Annotated in this window: 15 protein-coding genes and 1 tRNA gene; 5 read left to right on the top strand and 11 right to left on the bottom strand. The window is 60.2% G+C overall.

Annotated elements, in window-relative coordinates; genetic code table 11:
• Positions 1-16: 16 nt before the first annotated feature.
• Together HMPREF2562_RS06385 and HMPREF2562_RS06380 are read right to left on the bottom strand one after the other, a co-directional pair.
• Positions 17-988 carry an N-acetylmuramoyl-L-alanine amidase gene (locus tag HMPREF2562_RS06385; protein WP_016421946.1) on the bottom strand — a complete coding sequence of 324 codons (972 nt, stop codon included), beginning with the start codon at positions 986-988 and terminating at the stop codon, positions 17-19.
• Positions 989-1149: 161 nt separating this feature from the next.
• The gene (locus HMPREF2562_RS06380; protein WP_042388357.1) at positions 1150-1731 is read right to left on the bottom strand and encodes a TetR/AcrR family transcriptional regulator; all 582 of its coding nucleotides are present in this window, start codon (positions 1729-1731) and stop codon (positions 1150-1152) included.
• Between the two features lie 93 nt (positions 1732-1824).
• Here HMPREF2562_RS06380 and HMPREF2562_RS06375 point away from each other — a divergent pair, with 93 nt between their 5' ends.
• Entirely contained in the window at positions 1825-2793 is a 969-nt protein-coding gene (locus HMPREF2562_RS06375) for an ABC transporter permease (protein ID WP_016421944.1), read from the top strand.
• 38 nt (positions 2794-2831) lie between these two features.
• On the opposite strand, the gene HMPREF2562_RS06370 is transcribed toward HMPREF2562_RS06375, so the two are convergent.
• Both HMPREF2562_RS06370 and HMPREF2562_RS06365 read right to left on the bottom strand, forming a co-directional pair.
• Positions 2832-2904 (bottom strand) — tRNA-Thr (locus HMPREF2562_RS06370).
• A 134-nt stretch (positions 2905-3038) separates the two neighbouring features.
• Complete coding sequence (locus HMPREF2562_RS06365) at positions 3039-4412, bottom strand: DNA polymerase III subunit delta' (protein ID WP_070546349.1); 1374 nt, start codon at positions 4410-4412, stop codon at positions 3039-3041.
• An 82-nt stretch (positions 4413-4494) separates the two neighbouring features.
• Between HMPREF2562_RS06365 and HMPREF2562_RS06360 the strand changes: the two genes are divergently transcribed.
• Positions 4495-6021, top strand: coding sequence for an adenylate/guanylate cyclase domain-containing protein (locus HMPREF2562_RS06360; protein WP_070549776.1), 1527 nt, complete (start codon positions 4495-4497; stop codon positions 6019-6021).
• A gap of 49 nt (positions 6022-6070) precedes the next feature.
• On the opposite strand, the gene HMPREF2562_RS06355 is transcribed toward HMPREF2562_RS06360, so the two are convergent.
• Both HMPREF2562_RS06355 and HMPREF2562_RS06350 read right to left on the bottom strand, forming a co-directional pair.
• Complete coding sequence (locus tag HMPREF2562_RS06355; RefSeq protein ID WP_005511351.1) at positions 6071-6274, bottom strand: helix-turn-helix domain-containing protein; 204 nt, start codon at positions 6272-6274, stop codon at positions 6071-6073.
• On the bottom strand, positions 6275-6865 hold the full coding sequence (locus HMPREF2562_RS06350) for a hypothetical protein (protein WP_016421941.1): 591 nt from the start codon (positions 6863-6865) through the stop codon (positions 6275-6277). It abuts the gene before it with no gap.
• 208 nt (positions 6866-7073) lie between these two features.
• Here HMPREF2562_RS06350 and HMPREF2562_RS06345 point away from each other — a divergent pair, with 208 nt between their 5' ends.
• The gene (locus HMPREF2562_RS06345; protein WP_371259422.1) at positions 7074-8387 is read left to right on the top strand and encodes a DUF418 domain-containing protein; all 1314 of its coding nucleotides are present in this window, start codon (positions 7074-7076) and stop codon (positions 8385-8387) included.
• 46 nt (positions 8388-8433) lie between these two features.
• Here the strand turns inward: HMPREF2562_RS06345 and topA are convergent, their stop codons facing one another.
• Complete coding sequence (gene topA, locus HMPREF2562_RS06340) at positions 8434-11394, bottom strand: type I DNA topoisomerase (protein ID WP_070546343.1); 2961 nt, start codon at positions 11392-11394, stop codon at positions 8434-8436.
• 270 nt (positions 11395-11664) lie between these two features.
• On the opposite strand from topA, the gene HMPREF2562_RS10955 reads away from it, so the two are divergent.
• Positions 11665-11814: a hypothetical protein gene (locus HMPREF2562_RS10955; protein WP_168162081.1), complete on the top strand. Its 150-nt coding sequence runs from the start codon at positions 11665-11667 to the stop codon at positions 11812-11814.
• Positions 11815-12067: 253 nt separating this feature from the next.
• On the opposite strand, the gene HMPREF2562_RS06335 is transcribed toward HMPREF2562_RS10955, so the two are convergent.
• Complete coding sequence (locus HMPREF2562_RS06335) at positions 12068-12271, bottom strand: cold-shock protein (protein WP_005511370.1); 204 nt, start codon at positions 12269-12271, stop codon at positions 12068-12070.
• Positions 12272-12586: 315 nt separating this feature from the next.
• Between HMPREF2562_RS06335 and HMPREF2562_RS06330 the strand changes: the two genes are divergently transcribed.
• Positions 12587-14923 carry a DEAD/DEAH box helicase gene (locus HMPREF2562_RS06330; protein ID WP_070549775.1) on the top strand — a complete coding sequence of 779 codons (2337 nt, stop codon included), beginning with the start codon at positions 12587-12589 and terminating at the stop codon, positions 14921-14923.
• Here the strand turns inward: HMPREF2562_RS06330 and HMPREF2562_RS06325 are convergent.
• The 3 genes from HMPREF2562_RS06325 to HMPREF2562_RS06315 are packed head-to-tail and all read right to left on the bottom strand — an operon-like array spanning position 14907 to position 15887.
• Positions 14907-15272, bottom strand: a complete 366-nt coding sequence (locus HMPREF2562_RS06325) for an Rv3654c family TadE-like protein (protein WP_016421937.1) — start codon at positions 15270-15272, stop codon at positions 14907-14909. The two genes, HMPREF2562_RS06330 and HMPREF2562_RS06325, sit on opposite strands and share 17 nt — an antisense overlap.
• Positions 15269-15622 carry a TadE family type IV pilus minor pilin gene (locus tag HMPREF2562_RS06320; protein WP_016421936.1) on the bottom strand — a complete coding sequence of 118 codons (354 nt, stop codon included), beginning with the start codon at positions 15620-15622 and terminating at the stop codon, positions 15269-15271. Before HMPREF2562_RS06320 ends, HMPREF2562_RS06325 begins: the two co-directional genes overlap by 4 nt.
• A complete protein-coding gene (locus tag HMPREF2562_RS06315) occupies positions 15615-15887 on the bottom strand; it encodes a DUF4244 domain-containing protein (RefSeq protein ID WP_016421935.1) in 273 nt (90 codons plus the stop codon). The genes HMPREF2562_RS06320 and HMPREF2562_RS06315 overlap by 8 nt, the downstream gene beginning before the upstream one ends.
• Between the last annotated feature and the right edge of the window lie 16 nt (positions 15888-15903).

Below are 15903 nucleotides of genomic sequence, written 5' to 3'. Positions count from 1 at the left end.
TGGATGCGCAGGTTGGCTACTGCGCCAAGAAACCTTCCAACCCAGCCACAGTGGCCTCTGCCAAGCGCTGACGGCCTTCGTTGGAGGTCAAGAGGGCAATGTCGCTGCTATCACGCATGTTGCCGTATTCGACCAGTGCCTTTGGTTTCGTCGATAGGTTGAGTCCGGTGAGGTCAGCGCGCGGATTCAGCCCCTGGCTACCGAGGTAGTTGGATGGAGCAAAACCGGCTGCGACAAAAGCATCGCGCAGCGCGGTTGCCAGCGCGGTAGATCCCTGCTCGTCATTATTGGCGAGCGGCTGCGAAATCGCAGACACATGGAATCCGCGGTTGCCCTCTCCAGCACCATCTGCGTGAAGGCTCACCACGGCATCGGCGTTGGAGGCATTTTCCTTCTCTGCACGGGCATCGATGCAATCTGCACGACCGGTGTCATCGACGCGGCTGAGCAGCACCTGAGCACCGCGCTGTTCGAGCAGCTGCTTAATTTCCTGCGCCATCAGCCAATTGAACTCATGCTCCGGGAAGCCGTCATTGGAAGCGGTACCGGAGGTATTACATGGCTTCTGGCCACCGCGGCCGTCAGTGACCATCATGTCCGCTGGTGGTGGGGTGCCGGCGTGTCCCGGGTCGAGGTAGATGACCTTGCCGGCTACAGCGCTGGAGCCGTCGGCACGCGAAGTAGCGCGATTAGCTTGCTGTTGTTGTGCATCGCCAGAAGCGACTGCGTCGGGGTTAGCAGAATCAGACATTGCAGACTCCTCATTCGGCGGAGTGGGGTTCGGCATCTGCATAGCCTCTTCTTCAGCTGCCAACGACGTTTGCGTTTCTGTCGACGCAGCTTGCTGAGCGCTTCCTGCTTTGGAAGCCTCCGTGTCGATGGTGCAAGCTACAAGACCGGCTGGCAAAATTGCCGCAGCCACCAAAGCCACAGCTAGTCGTCTTGCTGATCGCTGCACTGCTAGTCCCTGGTGTCCGGGCTGCCGCATAGTGCGTTCTCCTAGTTTCCGCGTACCTGCTATGTGCTGAGTAACAGTAGCAAACACTCGATTGAGAGTCGCCGGCTCCGAGATTTCCTCCCCCTTCGTTTCGGGGAATCACCGCACGTCGGGACGTGTGCAGGATTTTTCAGGACTTATCACCGAGGGGTTTAGTGATTCCCCTTCGCCTGTGCTGCCAAACCCGTAAGCATTAAGTCCACAAGCTTTTCTTGCACACCGGGAAAGTACTGCTCGACCGCTGCAGAGTTAGGAAGGGGACGCGACACCACAGCGAGCCCAAGGTGGAAATCAAGCGGTGCAACGTCCTCCGGGCATAGCCCAGCTGCTTTTGCCTTATCCAGCAGTCGCGTATAGCTCTGACGCAACTCCGTCATTCGCTTTTCGATAATGCCATCAATCTTTTTCGCCTCGCTCCCCAAACTGGTATTGAGATCGCTGAATAATGCCTGGGCAAGTGCCGCAACACTTAATTTCGCGATCGCGTGGACTGCTTCGTGCCAAGCGCCGTCCGGATCGTCGTCAAACTGAGCTACGGCTGCCTCAGTAACCCTGTCGATATCAGCTGCAACACGAGCACTGACTGCGCCGAGAAGCTCAATCCTGCTGGGAAAGTGCCTGCTTGCCGTAGCTAAACCGACACCGGCCTCCCTGGCAATCGCACGCATGGATACACCGGCTCCTTGCTCTATCAAGAGTTTTCGCGCTGCTTCCACGATGGCATCACTGTTCATCACTGCATCTTGTCTCACACTCGCATCCTAACAAACGGAACACTATGCTCCACTTTGTAAGTGAAACACTCTGCTCCAGTTAGGAGATAGGCCATGTCAACAGCTACGACTGAGACGAAAAAAGCCTCACCCGCCCCCAAAGCAGTAGCCGTGATCTTCGGTATTCCGCTCGTCATCGGGCTCATGCTCTTCGCGTTCCTGGCACCGACATTTGCCTCCGGCCCGAACGATGTCCCCATTGCGCTGACTGCCCCCGCCCCAATATCCGAACAAATCACCCAAGCCATCGAACACAAAGCTGGCGACGATGCTCCTGATATCCAGGTGATGGACACCCCTGACGCCGTACGCGAGTCAATCCTCAATCGCGAAACTGTTGGCGGCATCGTCATCTCCCCGACGGGCGCTACCGCCTACACCGCTTCAGGCAACGGCGCACCTTACTCGCAGCTTATCGACGGCATTGCGACGACCCTCGAGTCTCAAAACATCCCTGTAGAGCGGGAGGATTTGGCTCCAACCACACAGGATGACCCACAAGCTTCCGGTGTCGCGCTCCTCGGCTTGCCGCTGGCTTTCGGCGGTATCATCTCGGCAGTTATAGCCACCTTCCTCTTCCGAGGTAAGAAGTGGACGAAATTGGGTGTCCTCGCTGGCATCGCAGTCTTCGGAGCCCTCGTGGCAACGTGGATGCTCCACTCTGTCTACGGCACGCTTTCGGGCAGCTTCGGCATGGAATGGCTGGCTATTTCTCTGGGAATCCTGGCTACCTCAATGCTTACCGCCGGGCTTGCGGCCATTATTGGCACTCCCGGTGTGGGCATCGGCGCCATTTTGACGATTTTCTTGGCGAACCCGCTCTCTGGACTGTCCACCGGCCCCTGGCTGCTTCCGGCCGGTTGGTCCACCCTTGGCCAGTGGATGCCCATTGGGGCGACTGGCTACCTAGTCAGGTCACTGTCATTTTTCGATGGCAACGGTGCTGGGGCAGCGTGGTGGGTTCTCATCGTCTGGGTTGCCGCTGGATTCGCTCTCCTCATGTTTGACCGATCCAAAAAATAAAAAACGGGACCCTTTTTAAAGGATCCCGTTTCAAACCGAGCCGCCTGCGAGAATCGAACTCGCGACCTTCTCATTACGAGTGAGACGCTCTACCGACTGAGCTAAGGCGGCACGCACATTGCGCCGAGCTTTCAAGCAAGCAGAAATAACCCTGCACAAAATGTACAAGCGGTAATACTACTGTACTGCCCCCATCGCTACCAAAATGGGGCCTGCAGTCCGCTGCATTAGGCGCGGCTACCGGCTTACCTACGACCAACCTGCCCCGCGATCTGCAATTTAGCCATCAATTCATCCATCAAGACCGTCAACTTCACTGCAGTCACGAGCATGCCGCGCACCTCGGTGACAGCATCGATGGAGGCCAATATCGCCTCCGGCGGAAGGCGTCGGGCTAGCTCCGTGGCTGTCCGACGACGGTCTGGATTTATGAGGTAGACCGCGCCATCGCCAAACTCAGAACCAGCACCAAAGCCCGAATCCCCCGAAGCAGTCTCACCACCACGTTCCGCCCCAAACGCCAGCACCAGGGCGTCACGGTAAAGCCCCATAATGTCGGTCAACGACAGGTCGATCAGATCTGACTCCGCGCGCCTGCGCCGCCGCTTCTGATTTTCCTCCAGCTCCTTGATAACCCCCTTAGAGCCGCGCAGTGCCGCCTGCGCACCCTTGCCGGACGCACCTACGCCCAGTGAGCGCTCGAGGTTCTCCAGCTCCTCAGCCTCTAGTGGCTCCATCCGCCGCTTCACCTCGCCAGCCACTTCGTTGGCTAACTCTCGCGCCGCCAAATACGACTTCGCCGGGTCGAACACGGCCTCTACGAAATCCAGGGCCTTGCCCCGCCAGGCACGCGAGCCCTCATCGGAGACAAAGCCACGCGCACGCCCAATGTGACCGTTGGACACCGTCGCGGCCCAGACCGCTTGCTCGTCGGTAAGCTCTGGCCGCTCGGCGCGCAGGAGGTTTGTGACGTCGTCGATATGCGGCGTCGGCACATAGACGTGGCGGCAGCGCGAACGGAGCGTAACGGAGAAATCCTCCGCGTTCGTCGTTGGTGCGCACATGATGATGACGGTGCGCAGCGGCGGTTCTTCCACCACCTTGAGCAGCGCATTTGAGGCGGATTCGTTGAGGCGGTCGGCGTCTTCGATGATTAGCACGCGACAATCCGCCGTTGTGGGCATCTTGTAGGCCCAGGGCCGCAGCTCGTCCCTCACCGTCGCCACGGAAATGATGGTGCCCTCCGGGCGCACAATCTTGATATCGCCATGTGTTCCCGCCAGCGCCGTCCGGCAGCCCTCGCACTCGCCGCATCCGGGGTTGTCATGCCGCGTGCACAGCAGCGCCGCCGCAAACGCCGTCGCCGTCACCGACCGCCCCGACCCCGCAGGTCCCGTGAACAGCCAGGCGTGCGTCATGTCCGAGTCGCGTGGCACATCGCTTAACGACGACCCCGCGTCCCCACCTTCCGGCGAAACCTCCACCCCATCGCCTGCCAGCGGTTGACCGTTGGCAAAGCGATAATGCGCAGCGCGCACAGCAGCCTGCAGCCGCTGGCGAACCCCACCGGTTTCGGGCATACGAGAAAACACGCTGCGCTCTGTCATCGGCTCTGTCATGGCCACAACTCTAGCGCGCCCCACGAGACTCTTGTGAGGTAACTACTCCCTGCAATCCGGGGTTGCCACTAAGGTAGTAATCATGCAACGGCTCTGGCGAAATCTGAAATGGCTAAGCGGGACAATGTGGCCTGCTTATGCCTCATTTATCTTCGTCTGCAACCTTGTCGGAGCCATGATTGTCGGCTTGTTCCTCGGCATGCTGTTGCCACTGAACCAAGAAACTCACCTGCCGCGGTTGGCTAATGGGGTCATCTATGCCCTGGCTGGTTACCTGGTTCTGGCAATTATTGCGGGAATCGGCACTACTTGGATCCTGTTCAAGCCGCTGTTGAAATGGCAGCGTCATCCAGAGCTGCACGATCCGCGGCGGGTGCGCTATCTGGTCATGCGCGTGCCTGTCTATCAGGCACTCTTGGGTACCGTCATCTGGTCTCTGGGCGTGATTGTCTTCAGTGGAGTCGCGTTCGCCTATGACAGCAAGATTGGCCTGATGGTGCTGCTCACCTCGGTGCTCGGTGGCGCCATGGTGGCACTGTTGACCTATCTAATTGCGGAGCGCATGGTGCGTCCGGTTGCTGTGGAGGCGCTGGCGCGTAGGGCCCCGGATTCTTCGCTGGAGCCACCGATTGGCCACCGCCTGCGCCAGACGTGGGTGTTGACCAGCGGTGTTCCAGTGGTAGCAATCCTGCTTGTGCTGATAGGTCAGCGCCGTGGTCTATTCACAGATGACGCGGCAGATTTGCTGCCCACCATCACCGCGCTGGCAATTCTGGCTCTGATTACCGGCTATTTCGGCACGATGTTGGCCACTATGTCCATCGTCGACCCGATTCGTGATCTCACGGGTGCGATTAACAAGGTCCGCCAGGGCCAGGTGGATACGCGCGTGCCTATTTACGACGGCTCCGAGATGGGCGTTCTCCAGGCGGGTTTCAATGAAATGATGCGTGGCCTGCAGGAGCGTCAGCGGGTCCGTGACCTCTTCGGCCGCTATGTCGGGTCTGAGGTCGCCCGTAAGGCTCTGGAAGAAAAGCCGACTTTGGGCGGCGAGAATCGCCTCGTCGCGGTGCTGTTTGTGGACGTGATTGGTTCGACCAACTTCGCGGAGAAGAACTCGCCAGAAGTCGTTGTCCGTGAGCTCAATGCCTTCTTCGACCACGTTGTTGACTGTGTGCACCGCAATAAGGGCATTATCAACAAGTTCCAGGGTGACGCGGCTCTGGCTGTCTTCGGCGCTCCCCTGCCCCTCGATGACACTGCTGGGCACGCCCTCACAGCCGCCCGTGAACTGCGCGAGGAACTGCTCGACCTCCAGCTCACCGCGGGTATCGGCGTCTCCGCCGGGCACGTCGTTGCCGGCCACATCGGTGCCCGCGACCGTTTTGAATACACGGTTATTGGTGACGCGGTTAACCAGGCTGCCCGTCTGACCGAGCTGGCCAAGGACACCCCGGGCCGCGTGCTCGCCACAGCTTCCACCATTCGCCTGGCCAACGAGGACGAGCAGGCTCGCTGGACCACCCTGAAGTCCGTGGAGCTGCGCGGCCGTACGCACATGACGCAGCTTGCGCGCCCGGTGCGCCCGACGCTTGCCGACGAAGCTTAGGGCTCGTTGGGCGCCCAGTACCCCTAGACTTCTCAGACGGCGAACACACTTACTCCACCGAGAATAAATCTCCTGGCTGGCAGTCCAAAGCTTCGCACAACATAGTGAGCGTCGTGAATCGCACGGCCTTCGCCCTGTTGTTTTTCAGCACTGAGAGGTTGACCGGAGTGACCCCGACCTGTTCGGAAAGGGCTGCCAACGTCATTCCGCGGCTTTCAAGCAGCTCATCTAAGTGGCACACAACCTTCGCCATTTAAATGAGTCCTTCCTGATCTTCCTGCATTCGCGCAGCTCGGAACAACATAACTCCGAGAGTGGAGATGACTATCATAAGCACAAACCATATTCCCAGGTGCTCATTGAAATCGGCATGATCACGCTGGTACCACGCGCTCAGATTCAGGCCACTTGCGACCCAGTTTTCACCCATATGCTGTAGGAAACTACTTGCCGGATACATCGCTACCAGCCAGGAGATAGCCATAACTCGTCGCGCAGTCTTAACTGTAAAAAACTCGCCCTTCAGGTACGAGAGTGAGAACAACACGCAGAGCACGGCAATCGCGGCGACGATAGCGCATCGAACAACAGTCGCAGCAATAAACAAGGAGAGGACTCCACCACTCATAACCTCGATAGGAACCCCTTTGCCACTTCCCAGCACTTCGGGCAAAAGCAGGGTCAGATCACTGGGGAACTGCTGATGAAGAACCGGATGGCGGAGCTGGAGCAAAATGTAAACCAGTGCAAACACTCCGGCAAAAAGGCTCACGATTACATCCCGGCGCTCCTTAGTTTGATTGACATACGGGTCATTTGGCTTCTTGGTCTGTGGAGATACCATAGCTAACTTCCTTACTGCACCGTAATTGGCGCGGTTAGTGAGATTATTCTGCGGGGCGCTTGGAGCTGCAGCCAAACCCCAACACATCGTTATTCGATGTATCGATTTTCGATACTATATCGCTTTTCGATATGTCGCAAGGCTCCTGCAACAATCGCCGTCCGCCGCCAACCTGCGTACCCTCCCGCAAATCCTTTACGTTGGAGGAATGACTGACAGCCGCTCCAGCTCTAGCACCAACCCCAGACCTCGCATGCTCGTCCCCGACGCTGCGCGCGGATTCGCTCTTCTCGGCATCGCTATCGCAAACATTGCCACTGCCTGGCTGGTTGCAAGCCCCGAGCTGCCCGGAGCATTCTTCGGCGGCGTCATAAACGACAGCATCGCCGACAAGGCCACCGTGCTTTTTACCGCTGTGACCGCACACAATCGCGGGCTGCCGATGTTCGCAACGCTGCTCGGTTTCGGTGTCGGACTCATTGTCCGCAGTTTGGCCAGGAGGAACTTTCCACGGTCGCGGGCGCGAGTGGTCGTCGTAAAGCGTTATGCGTTCCTGGGGCTGTTCGGCATCGCGCACATGCTGTTTCTGTTCTTTGGCGACATCATGTTTCTCTACGGCATCTGCGGCATCATCCTGGGGCTGCTTATGGGGCTTAGCAACAAAGTGCTGACTATCCTCGCATGGATTGCGCTGACAGTTAATGCGGTATTGAGCCTGCTGTTTTTGGTTTTCACAATTGCGATGCCCGACGTCGGGTTGGACGGTTCCGACATGACCGAGCTCGTCAACGGCGGTGCGATTGAAACAAGTTACCTGGATATGCTCGCCGCGAATCTCGAGGCCCTGACAATGAGCATCACTACTCTGCCGCTGCAGCTGTTCCTCTACCTGCCGGTGATGATGATTGGCTTCGTGTGGGCTCGCAAGGGCGTGCTTGACGACGTTGACGCGCACCGCCCCCTGCTTATTCGGTGGCTCGTGGTGGCTGTGGTCGTGGCTTTCGGTATCGGCATCCCTATGGGGTTGGCAGCGATTGGTGTTCTTCCAGCCGGACAGCACATGGCCTTCGTGGTAATTAACAGCTTTGCTGGAGTCTTCACCGGCCCGGGAATTCTGGCCGGGCTGGCGTTAGCACTGCAGCCGCTCCAACGACGCCTGAACGAGGGCGCCGCTGTACCTGGTTGGCTGGTGCCGATTGTGGCGCTCGGCAAGCGTTCGATGACAGGCTACCTGATGCAGTCGGTCATCTTCTTTGTGCTGGTGTACCCATTTATGCTGGACATCCCGCGCGACATGGGCGCGTTCGTGCAAACTCTCATTGCTGTGGGCGTCTGGTTGGTGACATTGTTCGCCGCGTGGGCGATGGAGCGTCGCGGCATGCAGGGTCCGTTTGAGAAGGTGCATCGCCGGCTGTCGTACGGGCCGACGATGCGGGCGGAGTTGGCCGGGGTCGGTGGCCCCAAGCCAACTCCGCAGGAGGCGCCGGGCGCACCAGCTCCGCAGGGGGCGCCGGGCGCTTAAGTGCTCTGCACCCATTTCGCCCCTGCCGCGGCTAACGGTCAATGCGCTACTTGCCCTTACGCGTTGCCTTCACCACTCGCTTGGTGGTGCGCTTGACTGCCTTCCTGGTGGTCTTCTTCGCAGCCTTCTTCGTGGTCTTGCGAGTCGACTTCTTCGCAGCCTTCTTAGTGCCACCATCGGCGGCTTCCTTCGCGCGGCGCTCAGACAGCAGCTCGCAGGCGCGGGCATCGGTCAGAGTCTCAGGCGTATCCCCCTTGCGCAGCGAAGCATTGGTGACACCATCGGTGACGTACGGACCGAATCGGCCATCCTTCACCGACATCGGGCGACCGGAGACATCGTTGTCGCCCAGCTGCTTCAGCGGCGGCTTCGCAGCAGCGCGACCGCGGCGCTTCGGCTCAGCGTAGATACGACGCGCCTCGTCCAATGTCACGGTGAAAATCTGCTCTTCGTTAGCCAGTGAACGCGAGTCCGTGCCCTTCTTCAGGTACGGACCGTAACGGCCATTCTGAGCAGTAATAACCTCGTTATCGACCGGGTCGACACCGACCTCGCGCGGCAGGCTCATCAGCTTCAGAGCCTCTTCCAGCGTGACAGTCGACGGCTCCATGGAGGAAAACAGCGAGGCCGTCTTCGGCTTCAGAGTTTCCTCGATGATTTCCGCGGTGCGCTTTTCCTTCTGCTTGGCAGCGGTCTTGGTTTCCCAGTTCTTCTTTCGCTTGCCCTCGGCAGCGCGCTGAGCGTCCTCTTCGGCGCGCTCAGCTGCGATGATCTCCTCAGCCTTGGCTACGACACCTTCGCGCTCTTCATCGGTAACCAGCTCGGTGACGTAGGGGCCGTAGCGGCCATCACGAGCAACAATCATGCGACCATTGGCCGGGTTAATGCCCAGCTCACGTCCGCCCTGCGGCATCGCCAGCAGCTTCTCGGCAGCGGCCAGATCCAGCTCGTCCGGAGTCATGGCCTCCGGGATGTTGGCGCGCTGCACCTCGTCGGCACCGTTTTCACCGGCCCCCGGGCGCGTACGCTCCAGGTACGGCCCATAGCGGCCAACGCGAACGATGATCGGGTTGCCCTCGGCATCGTCGAAAAGGTGGAGCGAATTGACCTTCCGAGCATCAATCGATTCCAAGTTCACATCGATGATGCTCTTCAGACCACCGTGGGTCGCAATAGCGTCGGCTCCCTTGTGGCGGTGATCCTTGTCATCGCCGAAGTAGAAACCGGTCAGCCAGGTCGTGCGATCCTTATTGCCCGCAGCAATGCCGTCGAGCTCATCCTCCAGCTCGGAGGTGAAGTCGTAGTTGACCAGATCGGAGAACGCTTCCTCCATCAGCCCCACCACGGCAAAGGCCACCCACGAGGGCACCAGAGCGTTGCCGCGAGGGTAGACGTAGCCTCGATCCTGAATGGTCTTGATAATCGACGCGTAGGTCGACGGACGCCCAATTCCCAAGTCCTCCATCTTCTTCACCAAGCTGGCCTCGGTGAAGCGCGCAGGCGGGTTGGTGGAGTGGCTGTCGGCACTGAAGTCCGTGGCCGTCAGGCCCTGGCCTTCAGTCAACTGTGGCAGACGCTTCTCAGCGTTGTCGGCGACCTTGCGGCCGTCGGAAAGCGCGGAGACCTCAACGTATGCCTTGAGGAAGCCCGGGAAGCGAATCGTGCGTCCAGTGGAGGCGAACTCGACGGCGTGCGTGTCGGTGGCGCCAGCGATGGTGACCTTCATGGACGTGCCGCGTGCGTCGGCCATCTGCGAGGCGACCGTGCGCTGCCAGATCAGTTCGTAGAGCTTGAACTCCTCGGCATCCAGCGATCCCGCCAGCTGCCCCGGCGTTGCGAACGTCTCTCCCGCCGGACGAATTGCCTCGTGCGCTTCCTGCGAGTTCTTCACCTTGCGCGAGTACTGGCGCGGCGCATCGGCGACATACTCCGAGCCGTAGAGCTCCAGCGCTTGCTTACGCGCGGCATCGATACCGGCCTTGGACAGCGTCGTGGAGTCGGTACGCATGTAGGTAATGTGACCGTTTTCGTACAAACGCTGCGCCACACGCATCGTGCGCTCAGAGGTGTAATGCAGCTTTCGACCCGCCTCCTGCTGCAGCGTGGAGGTCATAAATGGCGGGTACGGGCGGCGCGTGTACGGCTTCTCCTCCACCGACGCGACCTTGAGCTCAGAGCCCACGAGGTCCGCCGCCAGGGTTTCGGCGAGCTGCTTATCGACGACCCGGATGCCATCGGACTTCTTCAGCTGGCCACGGTCATCGAAGTCTCGGCCCTGCGCTACGCGCTGACCATCAACGCTGGTCAGGGTTGCGACGAATTCCTTCGGCTGGTTGGCGTCAGCAGAAGCCGAGCCGGTGTCCAAAGTTGCGGCGACATCCCAGTACTCGGCGGAGATAAACGCCATGCGTTCGCGCTCACGCTCGACGATGACGCGCGTTGCCACCGACTGCACACGGCCTGCCGACAGGCGCGGCATGACCTTCTTCCACAGCACCGGGGAGACCTCGTAGCCGTAGAGACGGTCGAGGATACGGCGACCCTCCTGGGCGTCAACCAAGTTCTGGTCCAGCTCACGGGTGTTGGCGGCGGCTTCCAGGATGGCCTGCTTGGTGATCTCATGGAACACCATGCGACGCACCGGCACCTTGGGTTTCAGAACCTCCAGCAAGTGCCAGGCAATAGCCTCGCCCTCACGGTCGGGGTCAGTTGCGAGATAGAGTTCGTCGACTTCCTTGAGCTTGGCCTTCAGGTCAGCGACTTTCTTCTTCTTATCAGCGCTGACGACATACAACGGAGCGAATCCGTTGTCGACATTCACACCCAGACGAGCCCAGGGCTCCTTCTTGTAACGAGCCGGAACGTCGGCTGCGCCACGGGGCAAGTCGCGAATGTGGCCCACCGACGCCTCCACGATGTAATCATCGCCGAGATACGGCTGAATCTTGCGAGCTTTCGTCGCCGACTCGACAATTACAAGGCGCTTGAGGCCGTCTGAATTCGCCATAGAAGTTTTTCTATCCTGCAACGTTGAATGTTTTTGACTGTTTAGATTCTTGTTTTCGTTTAAATCTTGGGGTTCTTGGCCGGACTCTGGCTGGGCTTCAGCTGTGAGAGGCCCGCAATCGGTTCCAACCGGTTCCGATCAGTGCAAATCAGTTCCCGGCCGCGTTCTCCCCGGAAGATTATCTGGAAAGAATATGAAGAATATAAGGAATACCGTACACACAATCTAGTTTGTCGCGTGGATTCCTCAAGTATCGGGCGGATTTTGGGTGTGACTGAAGGGGCTGCTGTGGGGGATCCCCGGTGGCCGGCAGTTGCCGACCCGACGACTGCTGTGCGGCTGGCCATGATCATCCCCGTGGCTGTCAGTGGCTGGTCACAACAGGCCGCAGCGGGCGCAGCCGCCGCAGCGGCCGCGTGATCACGGGCTGCAAATGTGAAACTGTATGAGTTTATGACACTTTCAAGCCATTTTTCGGGCCATTTTTGTCATAAACGTAGTCAGTAACTCGGATTGACCCACTGCCCCCAGAAATGCAAAAATCCCACGCAGAAATTACTTTCCGCGTGGGAGAATCAAGGCTTACCCCATGAACACAACATGGGCCTTGAAAAGCCAAAAACTCCGCGCGACAGACTAGGCAAAAGCCCAGTTCAACCCGGAAACGGTTGACTTACAGAGGCTTCACGTCCAGAGCCTGCGGACCCTTCTGGCCCTCACCAATCTCGAACTCGACTGCCTGGTTCTCTTCCAGCGTCTTGAAACCAGTGCCCTGGATCTCGGAGTAGTGAACGAACACGTCGTTGCCACCGTCAGCTGGGGCGATAAACCCGAAGCCCTTCTCCGAGTTGAACCACTTCACAGTACCCTGTGCCATTACAAAACTTCCCAACTTCAGGATTCGATAAAACAAGTATTCGCCACGCACATCCGGCCACACACGATGGGGTAAACACGGCCAAAGCACCCTTTCGCCTCGTGCGAGTTTTTGCTGGGTGCCCGTTGGCGGGCGATACACTCAAAAAGTCTGCCACGTTTGGGGCGCGAGCGCCGATTAGGAACAGCTTCTTGCCACCCCCGTAAACCCGTGTTCGGAGTCCGGAGAAACTGGGGTGTCGAATAGCGAGAATGTGGCTGATAGGAAGCGTCGTCAAGCATATGAAGTGCGCGTTTACAGGAAAGGGTGGTGTCGGTGGAGTCGTTTGGGCGGGAGCTGCTGGGGCCGGTTATTCGTGCGCATCCGCGGGCGACGGTGACGCACATTGCGGATCTTCCTGCACGCGCTGGCGTGACTGCGCCTTGGCCTGAGTGGGTGCTAAGTTGGCTGAGAGAAGTGCTGGTAGATCGCGGAATTGAGAACCTGTGGACTCATCAGGCGACAACCGCGAACCTCGCCCGCGAGGGCGTGCACTGCGTCGTCGCGACGGGCACGGCGTCGGGTAAATCGCTCGGCTACCTGCTGCCCGTGCTCACAGAACTGTCCGCCACCCCCGCGGCCACCGCGCTGTACCTCTCCCCGACCAAGGCGCTGGGCGCCGATCAGCTGGACACTGCACGCGCGATGGCACCGGCGTCACTGAGTTCGCTGATTTCGCTTTACGACGGCGACACCCCACAAGACGCCCGGCGCGCCATCCGCGACCACGCCCGTTGGGTGTTTACCAACCCCGATATGCTGCATGTTTCGGTGCTCGGCAACCATGTTCGATGGACGCGGATGCTGCGCAACCTGCGCTATATCGTCGTCGACGAATGCCATGCCTATCGAGGCGTGTTCGGCGCCAACGTCTCCCAAATTCTGCGTCGCCTCCTGCGGCTATCCCGCGAGTACGGCGCCTCGCCGACCGTGATTTTTGCCTCTGCGACGACCAACGACCCCGCTGACCAGGCTCGTCGCCTCATCGGCGAGCCTGTCGAGGCCATCACCGAAGACGGCGCCCCGGTCGGCGAGCGAACTATCGCCCTGTGGGAACCCGGCCTGCTCCCCGACCTCCAAGGCGAGAACGGCGCACCCGTGCGCCGCCCCGCCCCGACCGAGGCCGCGGATATCATGGCCGACCTGCTTGTCGAGGGCGCCCGCACCCTGACCTTCACCCGTTCGCGAAGCAGTGCTGAGAAGGTAGCGCTCGGCGTGCGCGAGCGCCTGGAGAAGCGCCACCGCAGCGATATCGCCGAGCGCATCGAGTCTTACCGCGCCGGCTACCTGGCCGAAGAGCGCCGCGACATCGAGCGCATGCTCGATGACGGCACCCTGCTAGGTGTGGCCACCACCAATGCACTGGAACTGGGCATTGACGTCGGCGGCCTCGACGCGGTGGTACAGGCCGGTTTCCCGGGCACGGTCGCTTCATTCTGGCAGCAGGCCGGCCGCGCGGGTCGTCGTGGTCAGGGCGCACTGGTGGTGTTGGTGGCTCGCGATGACCCCATGGACACGTACTTGGTCCACAACCCGTCCGCACTGCTGGGCAGGCCGGTGGAAAAGACCGTCTTCGATCCCCGCAACCCGCATGTGGTGTGGTCACATCTCTACTGCGCGGCTGTGGAGAAACCCGTAACCACCAGTCAGCTTCAAGCGTGGGGAACCATGCCCGTAGCCGAAGACATGGTGGCCGCGGGATGGTTGCGCAAGCGCACCTGGGAAGGACAAGAGCCCGTCTACTACCCAACCGACCGCGATGAAGGGCCGCGTATCGCCACTGCTCACGATGCCGTGAACGTCCGTGGCGGCGATGGTCAGGAAGTGGCTATCGTCGACCAGACCGATGGCCGACTGCTTGGCACCATCGATCTTGGCCGTGCGATGCAGCAGGTTCACGACGGTGCCGTCTACTTGCACCGCGGCGAGTCCTACCTTGTCGACCAGCTGGACTTCGACAGCCTCGTCGCCCTGGTCCACCCCGAGCAGCCGCGCTATTCCACCAGCTCACGCATGGACACCACCATCCGCATCCTCGATGTTGACGATATGCGCCACTACCAGGGCCTACAGGTCGCTTCCTGCCAGGTCGAGGTCTTTCACCAGGTCACCTCCTATCTTCGTCGCCTGGATACCGGCGAGATTCTCGACAGTGTTGAACTTGACTACCCTCCGCAGCGTTTGGTCACGCGCGCCGTGGCCTACACAATGCCCGAGTCCACCCTGCGCTCCTGGGGCGTGGGCTCCGACATCGCGCCGGGGGCTCTTCACGCAGCCGAGCACGCGGCTATCGGCATGCTGCCACTGATTGCCACCTGCGACCGCTGGGACATCGGCGGTGTTTCCACGGTCATGCACGCCGATACCCAGCAGCCCACCGTTTTTGTGTACGACGGGCACCCTGGTGGTGCGGGGTTTGCCGACCGTGGCTACGAGGCCTTCGCTCAGTGGATTCGCGCAACCCGCGATGCCGTCGCCGCCTGCGAGTGCGAATCCGGCTGCCCATCGTGCATCCAGTCGCCCAAGTGCGGCAATGGCAACGATCCGCTGGACAAGGCCGGCGCAATCAAGGTGCTCAGTGGGGTGTCGCGCGCGCTTAACGACGGCCAGTAGCAGCATCCTCCACCGCTACCGGCCCTGCCCTGGACGTGGCTTTTCTCTCCTTTCGTTGGACGCTGACCTGCACGTCCTCCCCATCAATCTCGCAGGCCACAATGCGTGCATGATTAGCTTTTGCGATTGACCCCGCAGCTTTGCAGGCGTCGTCGCTCTCTTGCGCAGCCACGGCGCCGGCCACCGCGGCCAGATCCGCTGCTACCGCTGCCTGCCGCGCCTGCACCACCCTCACCCCGGCCGTAACTCCGACCAAAGTCAGAACGACGAAAGCGGCGATGAACAGTGCGGCTGCGACTGTGGTGGAACCTTCTTCTTCGCGGAGAAGGCGGGCTGTCACGTTTCTCATGACGATGCCGCTCTCTCCCGCAGTGCAACCGCGCGTGCTTCCAGCGAAAATGGCCCCGCTGAGCGCCGAATGGTCACGCGCACGGTACCGGAGGTTTCCGATATCGCGACCTGCCCATCTGCGTCGGCGCGGAGCTCGGCTACTGTCTCCGCATCGCCCCGTGCCTCAGCCCGTGCGATGGCTCCGGCTGCGTCGGTAAGCCCTAGGTACATTGCGATGGTGACCAGCCCGGACAGAGCCGTGGCCATGACCGTGACCAGTGCCGCGAGACCGAAAGCGGTTTCTACCGTGGTTTGGCCTTCGTCGCCGACGCACAGGCGATGAAGCGTAGAGCGGATGCGGCTAGACATCGGTGTTGAGCGCCCTTTCGATGATATCGGTGAGCGCCTGGGTGATATCGCCGCCGGTCACGACGGTGTAGAGCAGGGCTCCGAAAGCTGCGGCCGCAATAGTTCCGAGAGCATATTCCACGGTTGACATGCCGTTTTCCTCAGTTGCCAGAGCGTGCAGACGCTTGTGCAAATACGAGCGCAGCTGGGACTGCGCAGCGGTCAGCGGATTGGTTGAAGAGTTGGTTGGAAGGTTGGTCGGATGGTTGGAGTTTTGAGTGGTCATGAGTGTTTCCCCCTGT

Source organism: Corynebacterium sp. HMSC077G07, assembly GCF_001809225.1.
GTDB lineage: Bacteria > Actinomycetota > Actinomycetes > Mycobacteriales > Mycobacteriaceae > Corynebacterium > Corynebacterium jeikeium_D.
The sequence above is the reverse complement of the archived record's forward strand: the minus strand, read 5'-3'. Positions and strand labels throughout refer to the sequence as shown.